At 45.7% G+C, this 18,148-nt stretch carries 21 protein-coding genes; 16 read left to right on the top strand and 5 right to left on the bottom strand.

What is annotated here, in order from left to right:
• The first annotated feature begins 192 nt into the window (after nucleotides 1-192).
• The 11 genes from panB to J6600_RS10500 all read left to right on the top strand — a co-directional run bounded on the left by panB (nucleotide 193) and on the right by J6600_RS10500 (nucleotide 10,586).
• The gene (panB, locus tag J6600_RS10550) at nucleotides 193-1,026 is read left to right on the top strand and encodes a 3-methyl-2-oxobutanoate hydroxymethyltransferase (protein ID WP_007409480.1); all 834 of its coding nucleotides are present in this window, start codon (nucleotides 193-195) and stop codon (nucleotides 1,024-1,026) included.
• Between the two features lie 3 nt (nucleotides 1,027-1,029).
• Nucleotides 1,030-1,890 (top strand): pantoate--beta-alanine ligase, encoded by an 861-nt coding sequence (gene panC, locus J6600_RS10545; RefSeq protein ID WP_061862322.1) that lies wholly within the window; start codon nucleotides 1,030-1,032, stop codon nucleotides 1,888-1,890.
• A 1-nt stretch (nucleotide 1,891) separates the two neighbouring features.
• Entirely contained in the window at nucleotides 1,892-2,275 is a 384-nt protein-coding gene (gene panD / locus J6600_RS10540) for an aspartate 1-decarboxylase (protein ID WP_003153510.1), read from the top strand.
• A gap of 121 nt (nucleotides 2,276-2,396) precedes the next feature.
• On the top strand, nucleotides 2,397-5,183 hold the full coding sequence (dinG, locus tag J6600_RS10535; RefSeq protein WP_209387384.1) for an ATP-dependent DNA helicase DinG: 2,787 nt from the start codon (nucleotides 2,397-2,399) through the stop codon (nucleotides 5,181-5,183).
• A 147-nt stretch (nucleotides 5,184-5,330) separates the two neighbouring features.
• Nucleotides 5,331-5,501 (top strand): YpmA family protein, encoded by a 171-nt coding sequence (locus J6600_RS10530; protein ID WP_003153512.1) that lies wholly within the window; start codon nucleotides 5,331-5,333, stop codon nucleotides 5,499-5,501.
• A gap of 9 nt (nucleotides 5,502-5,510) precedes the next feature.
• Nucleotides 5,511-5,996 carry a cell wall elongation/penicillin-binding protein regulator TseB gene (gene tseB, locus J6600_RS10525; RefSeq protein WP_007409483.1) on the top strand — a complete coding sequence of 162 codons (486 nt, stop codon included), beginning with the start codon at nucleotides 5,511-5,513 and terminating at the stop codon, nucleotides 5,994-5,996.
• 22 nt (nucleotides 5,997-6,018) lie between these two features.
• Nucleotides 6,019-7,200, top strand: a complete 1,182-nt coding sequence (locus tag J6600_RS10520; protein ID WP_007612190.1) for a pyridoxal phosphate-dependent aminotransferase — start codon at nucleotides 6,019-6,021, stop codon at nucleotides 7,198-7,200.
• 134 nt (nucleotides 7,201-7,334) lie between these two features.
• On the top strand, nucleotides 7,335-8,627 hold the full coding sequence (asnS, locus tag J6600_RS10515) for an asparagine--tRNA ligase (protein ID WP_003153515.1): 1,293 nt from the start codon (nucleotides 7,335-7,337) through the stop codon (nucleotides 8,625-8,627).
• 94 nt (nucleotides 8,628-8,721) lie between these two features.
• The gene (gene dnaD, locus J6600_RS10510) at nucleotides 8,722-9,420 is read left to right on the top strand and encodes a DNA replication protein DnaD (RefSeq protein ID WP_003153516.1); all 699 of its coding nucleotides are present in this window, start codon (nucleotides 8,722-8,724) and stop codon (nucleotides 9,418-9,420) included.
• 18 nt (nucleotides 9,421-9,438) lie between these two features.
• A complete protein-coding gene (nth, locus tag J6600_RS10505) occupies nucleotides 9,439-10,098 on the top strand; it encodes an endonuclease III (protein ID WP_007612187.1) in 660 nt (219 codons plus the stop codon).
• Entirely contained in the window at nucleotides 10,095-10,586 is a 492-nt protein-coding gene (locus J6600_RS10500; RefSeq protein ID WP_012117839.1) for a YpoC family protein, read from the top strand. Before nth ends, J6600_RS10500 begins: the two co-directional genes overlap by 4 nt.
• A gap of 78 nt (nucleotides 10,587-10,664) precedes the next feature.
• On the opposite strand, the gene J6600_RS10495 is transcribed toward J6600_RS10500, so the two are convergent.
• Both J6600_RS10495 and recU read right to left on the bottom strand, forming a co-directional pair.
• The gene (locus tag J6600_RS10495) at nucleotides 10,665-13,448 is read right to left on the bottom strand and encodes a PBP1A family penicillin-binding protein (protein ID WP_209387383.1); all 2,784 of its coding nucleotides are present in this window, start codon (nucleotides 13,446-13,448) and stop codon (nucleotides 10,665-10,667) included.
• Between the two features lie 38 nt (nucleotides 13,449-13,486).
• Entirely contained in the window at nucleotides 13,487-14,095 is a 609-nt protein-coding gene (gene recU, locus J6600_RS10490) for a Holliday junction resolvase RecU (RefSeq protein ID WP_003153521.1), read from the bottom strand.
• Between the two features lie 41 nt (nucleotides 14,096-14,136).
• Between recU and J6600_RS10485 the strand changes: the two genes are divergently transcribed.
• Complete coding sequence (locus tag J6600_RS10485) at nucleotides 14,137-15,099, top strand: DUF2515 domain-containing protein (protein ID WP_209387382.1); 963 nt, start codon at nucleotides 14,137-14,139, stop codon at nucleotides 15,097-15,099.
• Nucleotides 15,100-15,142: 43 nt separating this feature from the next.
• Here the strand turns inward: J6600_RS10485 and sspM are convergent, their stop codons facing one another.
• On the bottom strand, nucleotides 15,143-15,247 hold the full coding sequence (gene sspM, locus J6600_RS10480; RefSeq protein ID WP_003153525.1) for an acid-soluble spore protein SspM: 105 nt from the start codon (nucleotides 15,245-15,247) through the stop codon (nucleotides 15,143-15,145).
• A gap of 205 nt (nucleotides 15,248-15,452) precedes the next feature.
• Here sspM and J6600_RS10475 point away from each other — a divergent pair, with 205 nt between their 5' ends.
• Both J6600_RS10475 and J6600_RS10470 read left to right on the top strand, forming a co-directional pair.
• On the top strand, nucleotides 15,453-15,698 hold the full coding sequence (locus J6600_RS10475; protein WP_014418233.1) for a DUF5446 family protein: 246 nt from the start codon (nucleotides 15,453-15,455) through the stop codon (nucleotides 15,696-15,698).
• Between the two features lie 45 nt (nucleotides 15,699-15,743).
• On the top strand, nucleotides 15,744-16,112 hold the full coding sequence (locus tag J6600_RS10470; protein ID WP_014418232.1) for a YppE family protein: 369 nt from the start codon (nucleotides 15,744-15,746) through the stop codon (nucleotides 16,110-16,112).
• Between the two features lie 38 nt (nucleotides 16,113-16,150).
• On the opposite strand, the gene J6600_RS10465 is transcribed toward J6600_RS10470, so the two are convergent.
• On the bottom strand, nucleotides 16,151-16,333 hold the full coding sequence (locus tag J6600_RS10465) for a YppF family protein (protein ID WP_003153532.1): 183 nt from the start codon (nucleotides 16,331-16,333) through the stop codon (nucleotides 16,151-16,153).
• 186 nt (nucleotides 16,334-16,519) lie between these two features.
• On the opposite strand from J6600_RS10465, the gene J6600_RS10460 reads away from it, so the two are divergent.
• Nucleotides 16,520-16,987, top strand: coding sequence for a YppG family protein (locus J6600_RS10460; protein WP_159354303.1), 468 nt, complete (start codon nucleotides 16,520-16,522; stop codon nucleotides 16,985-16,987).
• Nucleotides 16,988-17,016: 29 nt separating this feature from the next.
• Here the strand turns inward: J6600_RS10460 and J6600_RS10455 are convergent, their stop codons facing one another.
• The gene (locus J6600_RS10455; protein WP_029973660.1) at nucleotides 17,017-17,430 is read right to left on the bottom strand and encodes an Hsp20/alpha crystallin family protein; all 414 of its coding nucleotides are present in this window, start codon (nucleotides 17,428-17,430) and stop codon (nucleotides 17,017-17,019) included.
• A 138-nt stretch (nucleotides 17,431-17,568) separates the two neighbouring features.
• Between J6600_RS10455 and J6600_RS10450 the strand changes: the two genes are divergently transcribed.
• A complete protein-coding gene (locus J6600_RS10450) occupies nucleotides 17,569-18,075 on the top strand; it encodes a PTS sugar transporter subunit IIA (protein ID WP_012117833.1) in 507 nt (168 codons plus the stop codon).
• The last annotated feature ends 73 nt before the right edge of the window (nucleotides 18,076-18,148 follow it).

Below are 18,148 nucleotides of genomic sequence, written 5' to 3'. Positions count from 1 at the left end.
ATAATGAACTGCACCTGATCAGCAGAACAGAGATTACGAAAAGTCTGCCTTGATCCAAAAAAGGACTGGGACAGAGGGATGACATTCGCCGAACGTTAAACAAGTGGGAATCCTTCTTATTTTACAGAAGGCTTTTTTGCTTGCGAAGAATTGGCGGCTCATCTCCTCACCGTTTAGAGGAGGAGAAACAGAATGAAAACAAAACTGGATTTCATGAAAATGAAGGAAAACGGAGAGCCGATCGTGATGCTGACCGCTTACGATTATCCGCAGGCAAAGCTTGCGGAACAGGCGGGAGTCGACATGATTTTAGTCGGGGATTCGCTCGGAATGGTGGTGCTCGGACTCGATTCAACAGTCGGCGTAACGGTCAGTGACATGATTCACCATACAAAAGCGGTAAAACGCGGTGCGAAAAATACGTTTATCGTAACTGACATGCCGTTTATGTCTTACCACCTTTCAAAAGAGGATACATTGAAAAACGCCGCGGCCATTATTCAGGAAAGCGGCGCGGACGCGTTAAAGCTGGAAGGCGGAGACGGCGTTTTCGAATCCATCCGTGCGCTGACTCTCGGCGGAATTCCCGTCGTCAGCCATTTAGGCCTCACACCGCAGTCTGTCGGCGTATTAGGCGGATATAAAGTGCAGGGAAAAGATGAGCAAAGCGCGAAAAAGCTCATTGAAGACAGCATCAAATGCGAGCAGGCGGGAGCGATGATGCTCGTGCTTGAATGCGTGCCTGCTGAACTGACTGCTAAAATAAAAGAAGAAGTATCCATTCCCGTCATCGGAATCGGAGCCGGTTCAAAAGCGGACGGCCAAGTCCTTGTTTATCATGACGTCGTTGGCCACGGCGTGGACAGAACACCGAAGTTCGTGAAGCAATACGCCAAAATCGACGGCACGATTGAGTCGGCCCTCAGCGATTATGTCCGTGATGTGAAAGAACGGGTTTTCCCGGAAGAAAAGCATTCCTTTCAGATAAACCAAACTGTGCTGCAAGGCTTGTACGGAGGAAAGTAAGCGATGAAACAACTGACAGAAACTCAACAGCTGAAAGAATTGATTGCACAATACCGCTCAGAAGGCCGGACGATCGGATTCGTCCCGACAATGGGTTTTCTTCATGAAGGACATCTGACGCTGGTTGAAAAAGCAAGCAAAGAAAACGATATTGTCGTGATGAGCATCTTTGTCAATCCGACTCAATTCGGACCGGGCGAGGATTACGAAGCATATCCGCGGGATTTAAAGCGCGATGCCCGGCTTGCAGAACAGGCGGGGGCAAATGTTTTGTTTACGCCGTCTCCAAGTGATATGTATAAAGGCGAGCAAAATGTTGCCGTGCAAGTGAAAAGGAGAACTGACGTGTTGTGCGGCGCCTCCCGCGTCGGCCATTTTGACGGAGTGGCCACTGTGCTGACGAAGTTTTTCAATCTCGTTAAACCGACCCGCGCCTACTTCGGCCTGAAAGATGCCCAGCAGGCAGCGGTTGTGGACGGATTGATTGAGGATTTCTTTATGGATATCGAATTGGTTGCAGTGGACACGGTCAGAGAAGAAGACGGACTTGCCAAAAGCTCTCGCAACGTCTATCTGACTGAGCAGGAACGCAAAGAAGCGCCGATGATCTATAAAGCATTGCAGCAAGGTGCCGAACTGATCAGAGACGGTGAAAGAAATCCGGAAACCGTCATAAAAACCGTCACCGATATCATCGAAAACACAAGCGGCGTCATTGATTATGCCGAACTGTACGCTTATCCGGAGCTGACTCCGCTTAAAACATTAAACGGCAAGGTCATTCTGGCCTGCGCCGTCCAATTTTCTAAAGCCAGACTGATTGATAATATCATTATTGATATTGATGAATGGGAGAGATCATAATATGTACCGCACTATGATGGCCGGAAAACTGCACCGCGCTACCGTGACGGAAGCCAATTTAAACTATGTCGGCAGCATAACGATTGATGAAGATCTTTTAGATGCCGTCGGAATGCTCGCTAATGAAAAAGTTCAGATTGTGAATAATAACAACGGAGCGAGACTTGAAACGTATATTATTCCCGGTAAGCGGGGGAGCGGCGTCATCTGTTTAAACGGAGCTGCCGCCCGTCTCGTCCAAGAAGGAGATAAAGTCATTATTATTTCTTATCAAATGATGTCTGATCAGGAAGCAAAAAGCCATCAGCCGAAGGTGGCCGTTCTGGATGATCAGAATAAAATCGAGCAGATGCTGGGCCAGGAGCCGGCACACACGATTTTGTAAAAGAGCCCCCTTCATGGGGGTTTTCTTTTAAGATTTAGGGGCAAAAGCTGTTTTTCCGCTCCATTTCTCAACAAAACGTGTTACACTTTTCTCGTATGCAAGAATTGAGGTGTCCATTTTAATGAACAAACAACGGTTCGTTGTCATAGATGTCGAAACAACAGGAAATTCGCCGAAAAAGGGCGATAAAATCATTCAAATCGCAGCGGTTGTCATTGAAAATGGACAAATAACTGAGCGGTTTTCAAAATATATCAATCCGAATCAGGCCATCCCGCCGTTTATTGAACAGCTGACCGGAATTTCGTCCGGAATGGTTGAAAATGAACTGCCGTTTGAAGCGGTCGCAGAGGAGATTTTTCATCTGCTTGACGGCGCGTATTTTGTTGCCCACAATATTCATTTCGACCTCGGATTTGTCCGGCATGAACTGAGCGAAGCGGGCTATGAGCTGCCGGATTGTGAAGTGCTTGATACGGTTGAGCTTTCGCGTATTGTTTTCCCGGGGTTTGAAGGATATAAGCTCGGTGAGTTGTGCGCGGAGCTGAATATTGTTCATGACCGCCCTCACCGCGCAGACAGCGATGCGGAGGTTACGGGACTGGTCTTTTTAGACATTTTACATAAACTGAAACATTTGCCTTTACCGACGTTAAAGCAGCTTAGAAGGCTTTCACAGCATTTTATCAGCGATTTGACGCTGCTTTTGGATTCTTTTATACATGAAAGCAGGCCGGCGGAAGAAAAGAGCTGCATTCCATACGCCTCTTTTTCAATTAAAGAGCCCGATCACATTCCGGTTTCCCGTCCGGTGAATGCGGCCATTGACCTTGAAAAGTGGAACGAAGAAAAAGAACAGATCTTATCCGATATCATCCCCCGCTATGAAAAGCGGAAAGGGCAGCTTTCGATGATGGATGAAGTGCTTGGCGCCTTCCGCAATCGGGAGCATGCGCTGATTGAAGCGGCGCCCGGCATCGGAAAAACGATCGGTTATCTCGTTCCGGCTGTTTTATTTGCCAAAGCGGAACAAACTCCCGTGATTATCAGCACGTACTCTACTCTTTTGCAGCAGCAGATCATGTCTAAAGATCTTCCGCTTTTGGAGCGTATGTTTCCTTGGCCGGTCAAAGCCGCTATTTTAAAAGGGAAATCACATTATCTGTGCCTGCCTAAGTTTGAACATATTCTGCATGAGGAAGATGACAACTATGATGCGGTTTTGACGAAAGCACAGCTTCTCGTCTGGCTGACGGAGACTGAAACGGGCGACGCCGCTGAGCTGAATCTTCCATCAGGCGGCAGATTGCTGTGGGAGCGCATGGCTTACGATGAGAATTCTTTTTTGAAAAAAGGGAAGGACTCGGCTGCCGGGTTTTATGAACGGGCTAAAGAAAAAGCGCAGGCCGCAGATCTGATTATCACAAACCATGCTTTGCTGTTTTCAGATCAAAGCAGTGAAACGAAAAAACTGCCTGCAAGCGGAACGGTCATCATTGATGAAGCGCATCATTTCGAACGCGCTGCCAGCGAGCACCTCGGGAAGAGAGCTTCATACATCGGACTGCACACAAAGCTCAGCCGAATCGGAACCTTAAAGGAACACGGACTGTTAAAGCGGATGAGAAAACTGTTTTATACGTATGAACTGCCGGCGGAAAGTTTTTTTGACGCCGATGAGTGGATGAAGCATATTCAATCGGAAAGCGACGCATTTTTCAGTTCAGTGCATTCTTTTGTCAAACGAAGAAAACCTAAAGACGATCTGAACCGTCTCGTCTATAGTCTCAATCATAAAAGCCAGGATAAAGGGTTTCACATGATAACGGACGGAGCGGAGCGGCTTTGTGCGATGCTGGATCAGCTGCTTGACATGTTTTCAGTACAGGAGAAACTGTTACATCAAAAGCTTGAACAGATGAAAAGCGGAGCGGCTTTTTTAGCGGCTGAATATGTAAAGTGTATCAGGGGGCTGAAAGAATATCGCGATACGTTCAGCAGGCTGCTGTTTGAAAATGATGAGAAAGAAGCCGTTTGGGTTGAAATTGACGCGAAAGGCGCAAAAAATGCCGTCAGCATCTATGCGCAGCCTTTGGAGCCCGGTGAAATGCTGGCAGACCAGTTTTTCGCCCGCAAAAAAAGCGTTGTGCTCACATCAGCGACCTTAATGGTGGAGCAGTCTTTTCAATTTATGATTGAAAGGCTCGGACTTGCGGATTTTTATCCGCGCACCAAAAGCATCCCGTCTCCTTTTTCTTACGATGATCAGATGAACGTCATCATTCCGAAAGAGATGAAATCCGTTAAATATGACGGGGAGCGGGAAGTCATTGAGCATATTGCCAAGTATGCAGAAATCATGTCAAAGGGAAAACAGCCGAAGATCCTTGTCCTGTTTACGTCTCATGATATGCTGAAAAAAGTGTATCAGGAACTGAAACTCAGTATGGAGATCTCAGGCATTCAGCTTCTCGCCCAAGGTATTTCGGGCGGGAGTCCCGGTAAATTAATGAAAACCTTTAAAACGGCAAGCCGGGCGATTTTGCTCGGGACGAATCATTTCTGGGAAGGCGTTGATTTTCCGGGGGATGAATTGTCAACCGTCATGATCGCAAGGCTTCCTTTCAGGGCGCCTGATAACCCGCTTCATGCCGCAAAATGCGAATTTGCCAAGAAGCAGGGGAAAAATCCGTTTCAGACGATTTCCCTGCCTGAGGCCGTGTTAACGTTCAGACAGGGGATCGGGCGCCTGCTCCGTACGGCGGGAGACAAGGGAACAATCGTTCTTTTAGATCAGCGTGTAAAGACGGCGGGATACGGACGGCTGTTTCTTGAAGCGCTCCCGACTTCATCCCTTTTGGAGCTGACGGATGCCGAACTCGGGGCTTATGTCAGCCAAACGGAATAAAAGCCGCATAAACGCGGCTTTCGTGGTGTGGGATGAGGAATTGTTTTTATAGTAAAAGCGGGTTCATGCCGCCTTGTGATTTTATTATGCCGCGGGCGCATCCCGTTATGACTAACAAAATTTGTTCGACCGATGGAGGGTATAAAAATGGAAAGCAAAATTGAAATTCTGTCAACGATTAATGTGGAGCATTCAGATGATTTATATAAAATCGTCGATACATTAAACCGGACTTTGAAACGGGATAATCTGATGTTCGGCCTTGCGCTCGACGAAGAAAATCAAAATGAAGCGGTCTTCACCATTTATCGTACATAGGTGAAAAAGATGAGAAAAAAAGCATTAATATTTACAGCCGTATTTGGTATTATTTTTTTAGCAGTTCTTTTATTTTCGGCCAGCATTTTTAAATCTGCAATGGCTCAAAAAGAAGAAGGCCACGAAACAGCTGCCGCAGCGGCTAAAGAAAAAACGGATCTGACAGATGCTGAGAAAGTGGAGACCTTTGTCGGCAAACAGAAATATTATGTTGTTACCGGAACGGATAAACATGGAAAAGATATGTATGTATGGGTTCCGGCCGACAAAAAAGCAAAAATTCTCTCAAAAAAAGCCAGTGACGGCATTTCAAGCGGCAAGGCTGCCAAGATCGTTCGGGACGAAGGGCTTGTTTCCAAGCTGAATGGCGTTCACCCGGCGAGAGAAAACAATGTTCCGTTATGGGAAGTGACCTATATCAACAAAAGCGGGCAGTATAGCTTTAGCTATGTGGACTTTACAAGCGGCAAGATTCTCAAAAACATCACACCGTGAGACGTATTAGGGGGAGTTCAAGTTGAAATTGGCAAAAAGAGTATCCGCATTAACACCGTCTGCAACACTTGCAATTACTGCAAAAGCGAAAGAACTGAAAGCAGAAGGCCATGATGTCATCGGCCTCGGAGCAGGAGAACCGGATTTTAATACGCCTCAGCACATTATAGATGCCGCGGTGCGTTCCATGAATGAAGGCCATACGAAATATACGCCTTCAGGCGGTCTGCCGGCGCTGAAAGACAGTATCGCAAAAAAATTCAAAAACGATCAGGGGATTGAATATAAGCCGTCAGAAATCATTGTCTGCACCGGAGCGAAACACGCTCTGTATACATTATTTCAGGTCATTCTTGATGAAGGGGACGAAGTGATTATACCGACTCCTTACTGGGTCAGCTACCCTGAGCAGGTGAAACTGGCAGGGGGGCGTCCCGTCTATGCAGAAGGGCTGGAATCCAATCAGTTTAAAATTTCACCGGAGCAGCTGAAGCAGGCCATCACCGAGAAAACAAAAGCGCTCATTATCAATTCACCGAGCAACCCGACAGGTGTTATGTATACGAAAGAAGAGCTTGCGGAACTCGGAAAAGTGTGTCTGGAGCATGGCATTCTGATCGTTTCTGACGAGATTTATGAGAAGCTTACATACGGAGGAAAAAAACACGTCTCAATCGCACAGCTTTCAGATGAATTGAAAGAGCAGACGATCATCATTAACGGCGTTTCGAAATCTCACAGCATGACGGGCTGGAGGATCGGCTATGCGGCGGGTTCGGAGACGATTATTAAAGCGATGACGAGCCTTGCGAGCCACAGCACATCAAATCCGACGTCCATCGCTCAATACGGCGCCATTGCGGCCTATAACGGTCCGGCTGAGCCGCTGGAAGAGATGAGACAGGCATTTGAGCACAGACTGAACACCATTTACGCTCAGCTCAGTGAAATTCCCGGATTCACCTGTGTCAAGCCTGAAGGGGCGTTTTACTTGTTCCCTAACGCCAAAGCGGCCGCAGAAAACTGCGGATTCAAAGATGTCGATGAATACGTCAAGGCGCTTCTGGAAGAAGAAAAAGTCGCCATCGTGCCGGGCTCGGGTTTCGGCTCACCGGACAACGTCCGCTTATCTTACGCAACGTCACTTGATCTTTTAGAAGAAGCGGTCGAAAGAATCCGCCGCTTCACGGAAAAACACAGCTGATTCTGAAAAAGCGGCTTTTAAAGCCGCTTTTCACTTGCATTGACCCCGTTAGAGTAGAACGGGTATAATAAAGTGATGAAAAAAGAGATTCAGGCAGATTCCTGAATGTCTTTCTTGTTCTGGAGGGAAAGAGTTTGAAAACAACAATCAACCAAGTGTATAAACACACAGGCGAGGAAGTAACGATTGGAGCTTGGGTCGCTAATAAACGCTCAAGCGGTAAAATCGCATTTTTACAGCTGAGAGACGGTACCGGCTTCATTCAGGGAGTTGTCGTCAAAGCTGAAGTAGAAGAAGACATCTTCCAAATCGCGAAATCAGTGACGCAGGAAACGTCACTTTATGTAAAAGGAATTGTGAAAGAGGACGAGCGTTCACCGCTTGGCTATGAGCTTGCTGTTACATCCATTGAAGTCATTCACGAAGCGACTGATTATCCGATTACGCCTAAAGAGCACGGTACGGAATTCTTAATGGATCACAGACATTTATGGCTCCGTTCGAAACGCCAGCACGCAATTATGAAAATCCGCAACGAAATCATCCGTGCGACTTATGAATTTTTCAACAAAGAAGGCTTCGTGAAAGTTGATCCGCCGATTTTGACGGGAAGCGCTCCGGAAGGCACGACTGAGCTGTTCGCGACGAAATATTTTGATGAAGACGCCTTCTTGTCTCAAAGCGGCCAGCTGTATATGGAAGCAGCTGCAATGGCGCTCGGAAAAGTATTCTCTTTCGGACCGACGTTCAGAGCGGAAAAATCGAAAACGAAACGCCATCTCATCGAATTCTGGATGATTGAGCCTGAAATGGCATTTGTTGAATTTGAAGAAAACCTTGAAGTTCAGGAGAATTATGTTGCATACATCGTGCAAAGCGTGCTGGAACATTGTAAGATCGAGCTGAACACATTAGGAAGAGACACATCGAAGCTTGAACAAATCAAAGCGCCATTCCCGCGCATTACGTACGATAAAGCGATCGAATTCCTGAAAGAAAAAGGCTTTGACGATATTGAGTGGGGAGATGACTTCGGTGCGCCGCATGAAACAGCGATCGCAGAAAGCTATGACAAACCGGTGTTTATCACTCATTATCCGACGTCATTAAAACCGTTTTATATGCAGCCTGCCAAAGATCGTGACGATGTCGTGTTATGTGCCGACTTAATCGCTCCGGAAGGCTACGGGGAAATCATCGGCGGTTCAGAACGCGTTCATGATATGGATTTATTGGAAGAAAGATTAAAAGAACACGGTCTGGATTCAGATGCTTACAAATGGTATGCTGAACTCAGACAATACGGTTCTGTTCCGCACTCCGGCTTCGGCCTTGGACTTGAGCGGACAGTGGCTTGGATCAGCGGAGCGCCTCACGTGCGTGAAACGATTCCGTTCCCGAGACTTCTGAACCGTCTGTATCCGTAATAGTTATGAAAAACGAAGTCTCCTGCAAGGGAGACTTTTTCTAAGTAAAGGGGAAAGCTCCCGGAGATAACCTTTTACAGTAAGAGGTGTAAGGATGAAAAAACAGCAATTTATAGATATGCAGGAACTCGGCATTTCAAGCATTCCCAACCTGCTGCTGACACATTACCGGCAGCTCGGGCTGAATGAAACCGAATTGATCCTGCTTTTGAAGATTAAAATGCATTTGGAAAAGGGCTCTTATTTTCCGACGCCGTTTGAACTTCAATCAGGCATGTCCATCTCTGCTGAAGAATGTACAAGCTGCCTGAGAATGTTTATTCAAAAAGGTTTTCTGTTTATTGAAGAATGTGAAGACCATAACGGCATAAAGTTTGAAAAATATTCTCTGCAGCCGTTATGGGCGAAGCTGTATGATTACATGCAGCATTCACAAAACGAAACGCAGGAAAGAACGTCAGAAAGAGAACAAAAAAGCCTGTATACCATCTTTGAAGAAGAGTTCGGAAGACCGCTGTCGCCGCTTGAATGCGAGACGCTGGCCATATGGCAGGATCAGGATCAGCATGATGCGATTCTGATTAAACACGCCTTAAAAGAAGCCGTTTTATCGGGGAAACTCAGTTTTCGCTATATTGACCGGATTTTATTTGAATGGAAAAAGAACGGCTTCAAAACGGTTGAGCAGGCGAAGGCGCACAGCCAAAAATTCCGGCGTGTTCAAACGAAACAAAATGATCCGCAAAAAGAGTATACGAGGCAGGTGCCTTTTTACAATTGGCTGGAACAATAACATGAGAAGGGGAGAAACGTGTTAAATTTAAAGCAGATTGAATATTGTCTTGAAAAAATCGGCGATATGTTTCCGCACGCAGAATGTGAACTTGTCCATTCAAATCCTTTCGAATTGGTTGTGGCAGTCGCATTATCCGCGCAATGTACGGATGCTCTCGTCAACAGAGTGACAAAAACGCTATTTCAAAAATATAAACGGCCCGAAGATTATCTTGCCGTATCGCTGGAAGAACTCCAGCAGGATATTAAATCAATCGGCCTGTACCGTAATAAAGCCAAAAATATTCAAAAGCTGAGCAAAATGATCATCGAAGAGTACGGCGGAGAAGTGCCGAAAGACCGGGATGAGCTTGTGAATCTGCCGGGTGTCGGACGGAAAACGGCAAATGTGGTCGTGTCTGTTGCTTTCGGCGTACCTGCGATTGCAGTAGACACTCATGTGGAGCGGGTCTCTAAACGGCTCGGTATCTGCCGCTGGAAGGACTCTGTTTTGGAAGTAGAGAAAACATTAATGAAAAAAGTGCCGAAAGAGGATTGGTCTGTTACGCATCACAGATTAATATTTTTCGGCAGGTATCATTGTAAAGCGCAATCTCCCCGCTGTGCGGAATGTCCTTTGCTTCCGCTTTGCAGAGAAGGGCAGAAGCGTGACAAAAAAGGGCTGGTGAAACGGTGACGGCGATTGACATTCTGGCAGGCTATGAAACATACCTGCGCAGCCTTACGGACTTGGAAAGCCTCGAGATCAAAACGGCGCTGCGCCGCCATCCGCTGTATATGGATTTCAGCGGTCAGCCAACAGTGCAGCCATGGAGGGAAAGGGGCGAATATGTCCCGTTTCTGTTTCAGATTTGGAACGAAACGAAAGAAACGCTGCTTCCCGTTTTTCAAACAAGAAAATCGAGATGTGATCAAAATGACATGCTGAAGGGAATTGCCTGTCTGATTGCCGCTTTTCACTGGACGGCAGGGGAGCGGGTCACATCACTCGACTGGACTGTGCTTGAAACAAAACATTTTCCCGCCGAACCGATCAATTGGGCGGAGCGAATGGCGTTTATTTTAACAAAACCGACTCAATTTCACTCGTTTATTCAGCTGGATGAATTGATGACGGAGATGAAGAAACAATATCATAAATATGAAGCCATGAACAAATGTTAAAAACCTCCTTTTCTCATAAGGAGGTTTTTTTTGTATGAAAAAAATCCTTCACCTGTTTGAGGTGAAGGATTTCGTCCGCTAATGAGCGGAATTTGACTGGATGGTTGACGAATTGGACTGCCCATTGATATTTGAAGATGAGTCTTGGTTTTTGTCCGTTTGACCGCTGTCAGGTTTATTTGTGCCGTCTGAACCGGAATCAGAATCATTATCAGAGCCGTTATCTTGCTGTCCGTTGTTATCCGTCCCGTTACCGGGCTGATTCTGATTGTTGTTATCCGTTTGATCCTTATCGGATTGATCCTGATTTTTATCTGAGTCATCAGTTGGTGTTTGATCCGATCCGTCTGACGTATCTGTTTGATTGTCATCTGTGTTTGAATCATCGGTTTGCGTCTTGTCTTTATCTTTATCTTCATCAGACTTCTGTTCATCGTCAGTCGCTTTATCTTTATCTGCATCGTCTTCTTCATCTTTCGGGACTTTGAAAGATGCTGATGCCGTATCGCTTTTTCCGTCATCGTTTTCCGCTGTCACCTGGAAGCTGTATGTGGAGCCTGGCGTGACATCTGAGACGACGGCTTCTTTTGCCGAACTGTTTTGAATGTCACTGTAGCTTCCGCCGTCAACGGATTGTTTGACATTGAATGTTGCATCACCGTCATAATCCCAGCTTAAGGTTAATGATTTTTTATCTTTGTCGTATTTCACTTGCAATCCTGTCGGTTTATCGGCTTTTTCTTTCGTGTACGTTTTAGAAACGGCAGTTGGCTGCGTTCCTTTCACGAAGTACTCCGTCACTTTTTTATCATCCGGTGTATTCGGTCCGGCTAAAGCGGCAGGATTCGAGCCTTTCTCAACCGTTTCTTTGACGACGCTGTCAGGCTGCTTGAAGCTTCCTTTACCGTCATCAACGTATGAGATCAGCTTTTGGAAAATCCGTTTTGCGACTTGCTGGTCAGCAGAAGACAGTGATTTCTTACCTGCTTTGTTGCCAGACTCAACTCCGGTCCAAACCGCTGCTGTATATTGAGGGGTGTATCCGACAAACCATGAGTCTGGGACTCCGCCTTGTGCGATATTATATTTTTGAATGTCCTCTTTAGTAAAGTTAGTGGTACCCGTTTTACCGGCGACTTCCACGTTCGGTACTTGAGCTAGTCTGCCTGTTCCTGACTGCACGACTGTTTTGAGCATATCGGTAATCATGAATGCCGTGTAATCGCTCATAGCACTTTTCGGTTTCGGTGTTAAATCAAGCTTAGTGCCGTCATTAAATTCAATCGATGTGACCGCATGCGGTTCATTGTACGTTCCGTTATTTCCGAAAGCGCTGTAGGCGCCCGCCATTGTCATAGTAGATACACCGCGGTTATCCTGACCAAATCCTCCGATCGAATAAGATTCGGTTACACTCTCTTTGTTTAATCCTAGTCCTAAGTCATTTGCGAAGTCGACGGCATTATCTTTACCGGCTGCTTGATATGCTTTCAGAGCCGGAATATTACGCGAGTCTGAGAGGGCCTCTCGCATTGATATCATATTTCTGTATTTATTGTCATAGTCGTGAATCGGAGTGCCGTCAGAGTACGTATAAGCTGAGTCGTCAATCTGCTCATACGTCGACCATTTTTTATTTTCAATGACCGGGCCGTAATCAAGAATCGGTTTTATCGTTGAACCGGGCTGGGTTTTACCTTGTGTTGCATAATTGAATCCCCCGGTAGTTCTGTTCCGTCCTGCTCCGATGGCGCGGATTTCTCCGTTTGTCGTATCAAGGAGCGTGACGCCGCCCTGCATGCCTTCGGTAAATCCGGCTGTGTCGCCGTTCATCAATTGATCAAGATAATCTTGTGCTTTCGTATCAAGAGTCGTGTAAATTTTCAATCCGTCAGTTGAAATATCGACGTCTTTCTTTTCTTTTGTCTCAATTTCTTTCATAACTTCTTCGACAAAAGCGCTGTATTTATTTGTGTCCTTTTTATCGTATTCCTTTTGGCTGACGACGCCTTCATCTTTCATGGACACTTTCTTCGCTTTTTGGTATTCAGAATTTGAAATGAATCCTTGTTTTTCCATTAAGCTGAGAACGATGTTTCGGCGTTTTTCGGAAGCCTTCGGATTTTTAACCGGGTTATATCCGGTCGGGCTTTGCGGCATTCCGGCAAGCGTTGCCGCCTGTTCAACCGTAAGCTTGCTCAAGTCTTTTACGCCGAAGAATTCTTCAGCCGCTTTACCGACGCCATAGGCGCGCGGTGAGAAATAAATTCTGTTTAAATACATTTCTAAGATTTCATCTTTAGAATAATGGCGCTCCAGCTGCAGTGAAAGCCACACTTCCTGTGCTTTCCTTTTAATCGTTTTCTGATGGGTCAAAAGCGAGTTTTTCACAACCTGCTGGGTGATTGTGCTTCCTCCCTCTGAACCGAACCCATCCGTAAAGTTGGCGACCAAGGCGCCTCCGATCCGGATCGGGTCTATACCGTGGTGCTTATAAAAACGGGCGTCTTCAGTTGCGATAAATGCTTCTTTCACAACATCGGGTATATCCTTAATCGGGACGTAGGTTCGTTTTTCGCCGCCCACTTCCGCGATTTCTTTGCCGTTTTTATCGTAAATCGTTGAAGAGTAAGGCGTTTTCAGCTTGGCTTCGTCCAAAGACGGCGCGCCGGAAACCAAAACGGCAAATGCCGCCGCTCCGCCGACTATGCCAAGGACAAACAGAATAACCAAGGACAGCACAATCTTTTTGAATAAACCGCCTTTACGCTGTTTCTTGCCTTTTTTCGGTGAAGAGGGCTTAGTGCTTTTCGTCTGCCTTGCCTTACGGCGTTCTTCACGGCTCATAAATTGATCTGACATAACATCTCAACCTTTCGTTTATCAACCTTTCGCTCAGTCTACTGTTCCTGCGAAAAATAAAGCTGTTCAATAATACTAATATAATCAATTCTCGGTGAGTATCCAAGGGAAATCGGAAAGGAAGCATCTTCTAATTCGTCTTTGCGAATCGATTTTCTGCCGTTCTTCTCCTTTCTCTCCCAAAAGACAAACAGCTTGTCGGCTTCGAGGAAATAAACCTTTCCGAAAGCGGATATAATAACAAAACAAATGCCGTCTTGCCTGACCACCTGCTTCATATGTTCAATCTGATGATCATGAAAATTCTGCAGGGGAAATGCCGTTTTGTTTTTTGTTTCTTTTGCCTCAAAATCAATGTAGCGTCCTTTATAAATGCCGTTGTAGTCAGTTGTTGAAGACTGTTTAAAATAAGCTTCCTTAATGACTGCGGCGCTTCTTTTCGGATAGTGGACGTTTACAATCTGGACGGGTGTCGGCTTTTTGTGAATGACAGCAATTTGGTTAGCCAGATAATACTTATTCGTTTCATTCAGGTCGTCTTCGAGGGTCATGCCGCGATTACTGTATGAATGGGATCGTTTCTGGCTGTTTTGGGATGAAACCGTTTTGTTCGGCTGAAAAGTTTTTCCATTCGGGTACCGAATCACTTTTTCCATCCTCCTTATCAAACTAATAGTGACGGAAGTGAATGAACGTGCATAAACGACAGACCGTAACCGCCATTCTTCGCCTGATCGAAAAAGAGACGAAAATAAAAAATGCCGATAATATTTCCCGGACGAATGCCTATAAAGCATATTATGACCGCCATCCTGAGATCAAGTGGCCGCTTTTGGCATCCTTTGTGTCCCGCAATGCGGGCTGGTCGATGACTGATTTAAGAGGCGTCCTTTATCAGGAGGGCCTTGACAGCAGTCAGAAAAACTGGTTTTTCCTTTCGTATGAAAGGGCGAATTGGCTGATTTTTTCTGATGCCTATCCTCAGCTTCTGGTCTACCAGTGGTCAAAACAAATCGGCGAACCTCTTTTCCGTCATCTTTCTTATTTCCGCGTCTCGGCTTTTATGCAGGAAGAATGGTTCCGCTTTTGGCGTGACGGAGATAAGGAACGGCTCATGTATGCTCTTATTATAAATGAACAAAACACTATCCAAGCACCTATTATACAAAATCCTTCGTTTAAAAAGAATGTTTTTGGCACGATTCCTTTTTATTTAAGTGATTGGTTTCACTTTAATACGGTGATATTCCCTTCATTTGACGGACATTTATACGGAATTTCCGTCAAACGGTTTTCGAAAACCGAAGAAAGAATTACGCTCGGAAAACAGCTGGCCCGTCTTCTGTTCAGTCCTGATCTGCACGCTTCTTTTTACCGTTTTCTTGATACCGTTCCTCATACCGGTTCGCGCTTTGATATGGAGAAAATGATCGGCATCAAAAAAAGAACATCACCGATGCTGAGGACAACCTATCCCATTGTTGCCCACCCATTAGACGGCGAAAGGGCGGATTGGTTTCAAAAAAGGTTAAGAAAAGGGGCTTTCTTACAGGAGAAAATGCCGAAACAGCTTGAACTGACGGACTGGTACTTCCAGAAAAGACGGGAGCTCCATGCGCTCTTCGCGGTGAAAGAGTGGCTGAAGAAATGAAAAAGCCCGAAACCGTTCGCTGGGGTTTCGGGCTGCTGATGTGTTACGTGGAAGGGCGGTTTGGGCCGCCTAATTTTTTATCAAGCGTATCAGTTGTTTTTGCTTCGGTTTTTTGCTGTTTACCTGCATTTTTCGGTCTCGTTTTCATACGGCACCTCCTCAACTGTATCGTTTGCATTAACGTGCCGGTTCATACAAAGTTTGCGGCACTTTTTTGTCGAAAGGCACGCCTTTTAGGATAATCTCTGTTTGTTTGCCGAACTGCTTCTAGTTTTGTCATGTGCAGAGGAGAGCGGTATGAAAACGAGAATTATATTCTAAAGAGACGCAAGTGATAAAAGGGAGGAACATGAATGTCTGTTTACACGAGCAAGGCTGATATTCTCCGTCTGCTTTCTGATATTGAAATCCGGATTTCTGCTGCTGAAAAAACGCTTACCCAAGCAGTCAGATCCTGTCAGGCGGAAGCTGAAGAAATCAGACAGGAGAAACTTTCCCGCCTTGAGGAAGAGGCGCGGGAGCTTCATGTTTGTATTGATGACCTGTTTTTGGCTGACCGGCGTAAAAAGGATTTGCCGAGAGCCTGCCGGATCAGCTGATTTTATGCAAAAACTTTGGTACCATATGTACTGAGGTGAGTCCGTTTGCAGACACAGTCGTTATTGGAGCTGACAGAACAAATGATAGAGGCGGTTCTTGAAGCCGAAAAAAGATATCAGGATGGAAAAGAGTCCGGCCGTTCATATGATTTTTTTGAGATTATTAAACCCGATGTTGAAAAAAGAGACCGGCTTTGCGCGCTTTGGACTAAAGCAGCGCTTGCGTTTATTCAGGAAAACCGTCCGAAATACGTTCATCACGCACAAATACAGGCCGTTACAGAAAATTTCGGAGAGCTGATGCTCCAATCATATGTTCATCATATTCATAAAAAAAGATACAGGGATTTAACTGAATCTGTTTTATATACGCTTCGTATATTAAGGGATGAAATTGAAAAAGAAGGCAGCTGAAAACGGCTGCCTTCTTTTATATAAAGGGGTCGGGTATGTTATTCATACGCCGGGTTTTCTGCTCCACTTGCTTCGAGAACCTTCATACTGTTTCGAAATTCGGTTGCGGTGAGATGGCCTTGAATATAGAGGAATTTTGCAAAGTCCATCAGTTTATCTGCACAATCTGTTTCATATTTTTTCACTTCAGCAAAACGCTTTCTTAAGTATGATACGTTCATAATGGTGCATCCCCTCTCATGTATGTTGAGATTATGGTAACATAACGATTCGACTTTTTTCTGTTTTTAAAAAATTAAGACTTTCGACAGCATTTGACAAAGATCAGAATCACCGAAAGCACATAACCACGGCGGAATTCATACATATATAGCAGAAACTTAGTGAGAGACAAGGGGGAATGTCATATGCAATGGAGAGCGCAGCCCTATCAAAATATGTACCAGCAGCCGGCGGGATATTTCTACCCGCAGCAGATACAGCCATTACAGCAGCCGAGTCCGCAGCAGATACAGCCATTACAGCAGCCGAGTCCGCAGCAGATACAGCCATTGCAGCCGCCGCCATATCAACAGCAAGGGCAGTACCCGCAGCAATTTTATCCGAATCAGGAATACGGTCATATGCAGCAGCCGTTTGCTCCCCCTCCTCCTCAGGCAGCCATGCCCGGGGGGCAGCCGGGGTTTGTGAATCCTTACCCCGTTCCCAGACCGAATCAGCAGCAGTCTTCCCAATTCTCAGGCATACTCTCCCAGTTTAAAAAAACGAACGGACAGTTTGACTTTAATAAAATGATGGATACAACGGGGCAGATGGTAAGCGCCGTAAATCAGGTCGGATCGCTGGTGAAAGGCCTCACCAGTATCTTCAAATAAAAAGCATGAATGATATCCATCATTCATGCTTATTTTTTAGGGAAAAAGAGGGTAAGCGTCTGTTCATTCCAGGATGTTTCCATATCTTCTTCACTCACCTTATACGGGAGGACAACGGTTCTTGTCATGCTTGAAGACACACGGGATGAATGAGCCTGTTTATGATCGTAGCGGATTGTAACGTGAAGGTAGCACCCTTTCGTTTCCACCAGCATATCCCCGTCACGGAATGTCTCGGGAACGCTGATATCAACCGCGAGGCCCGTCGGCTCTTCTCTGACGTCAATCGTCACTTGCGCTTCAGTAAAAGCCGAATTGACAAGGTGCTGAAAACCCTGCATCAATTCTGCGAAGGGACCTGAGTGAAAAAATTGGTCCATCGCATGGCTGATGATGTCCTCATTTCTTTGTGGATCAAGTTTATCGTTTTGTGATTGATCCATATGACCACCGCCTTTTTACAAACAGACTATGCGATGTTATGCCGTATGGTTAAGAATTGAAGGAAAAAAGAAAGTATGGTTAAATAGTGGAGAATAAACTGGTAACGGATTCACATTTAGGAAGGGGAGCACAACACATTGCTGAAAAAATTATTCGGATTGGGAGACAGCCGGAAAAAGCCGGCCGAAGAAGTGATTTTTTCTCCGGCTGACGGAGCGGTGATGGATTTGGCTTCAGTGCCGGATCCTGTATTTTCACAAAAAATGATGGGGGACGGGATCGCCGTCGAGCCTGCAAACGGAGACATTGTTTCACCGGTTGAGGGCGAAGTGATTCAGCTGTTTCATACAAAACATGCTGTCGGCATCCGCACCCTTTCCGGAGCGGAACTTTTGATACATGTCGGTTTGGACACCGTCAATATGAACGGCGAAGGCTTTGAAGCGCATGTAAAAGAAGGAGACAAAGTGAAAACAGGCGATCTGCTTTTAACGTGCCGGCTGGATTTAATAAAAGAAAAAGCAAGCAGCACCGTCATCCCTATGGTGATTATGAATGGCGATGCCGCAGAACCTTTGCAATTTGCAGGCGCAAATGAAGCGAAAAAAGGACAAACAGAGCTTTTTACGATAAAAATGAAGTAGGCAGGGGCTGATTCCCTGCTTTTTTTCTTGTGCAGGATTTTCATCTAGCCAGGCAAACAAATATTCGGTAAAC

The organism is Bacillus sp. LJBV19 (genome assembly GCF_017797845.1).
Classification (GTDB): Bacteria; Bacillota; Bacilli; order Bacillales; family Bacillaceae; genus Bacillus; species Bacillus velezensis.
Note: the sequence above shows the minus strand (reverse complement) of the source record. Positions and strands in the feature narration are given on the sequence as shown.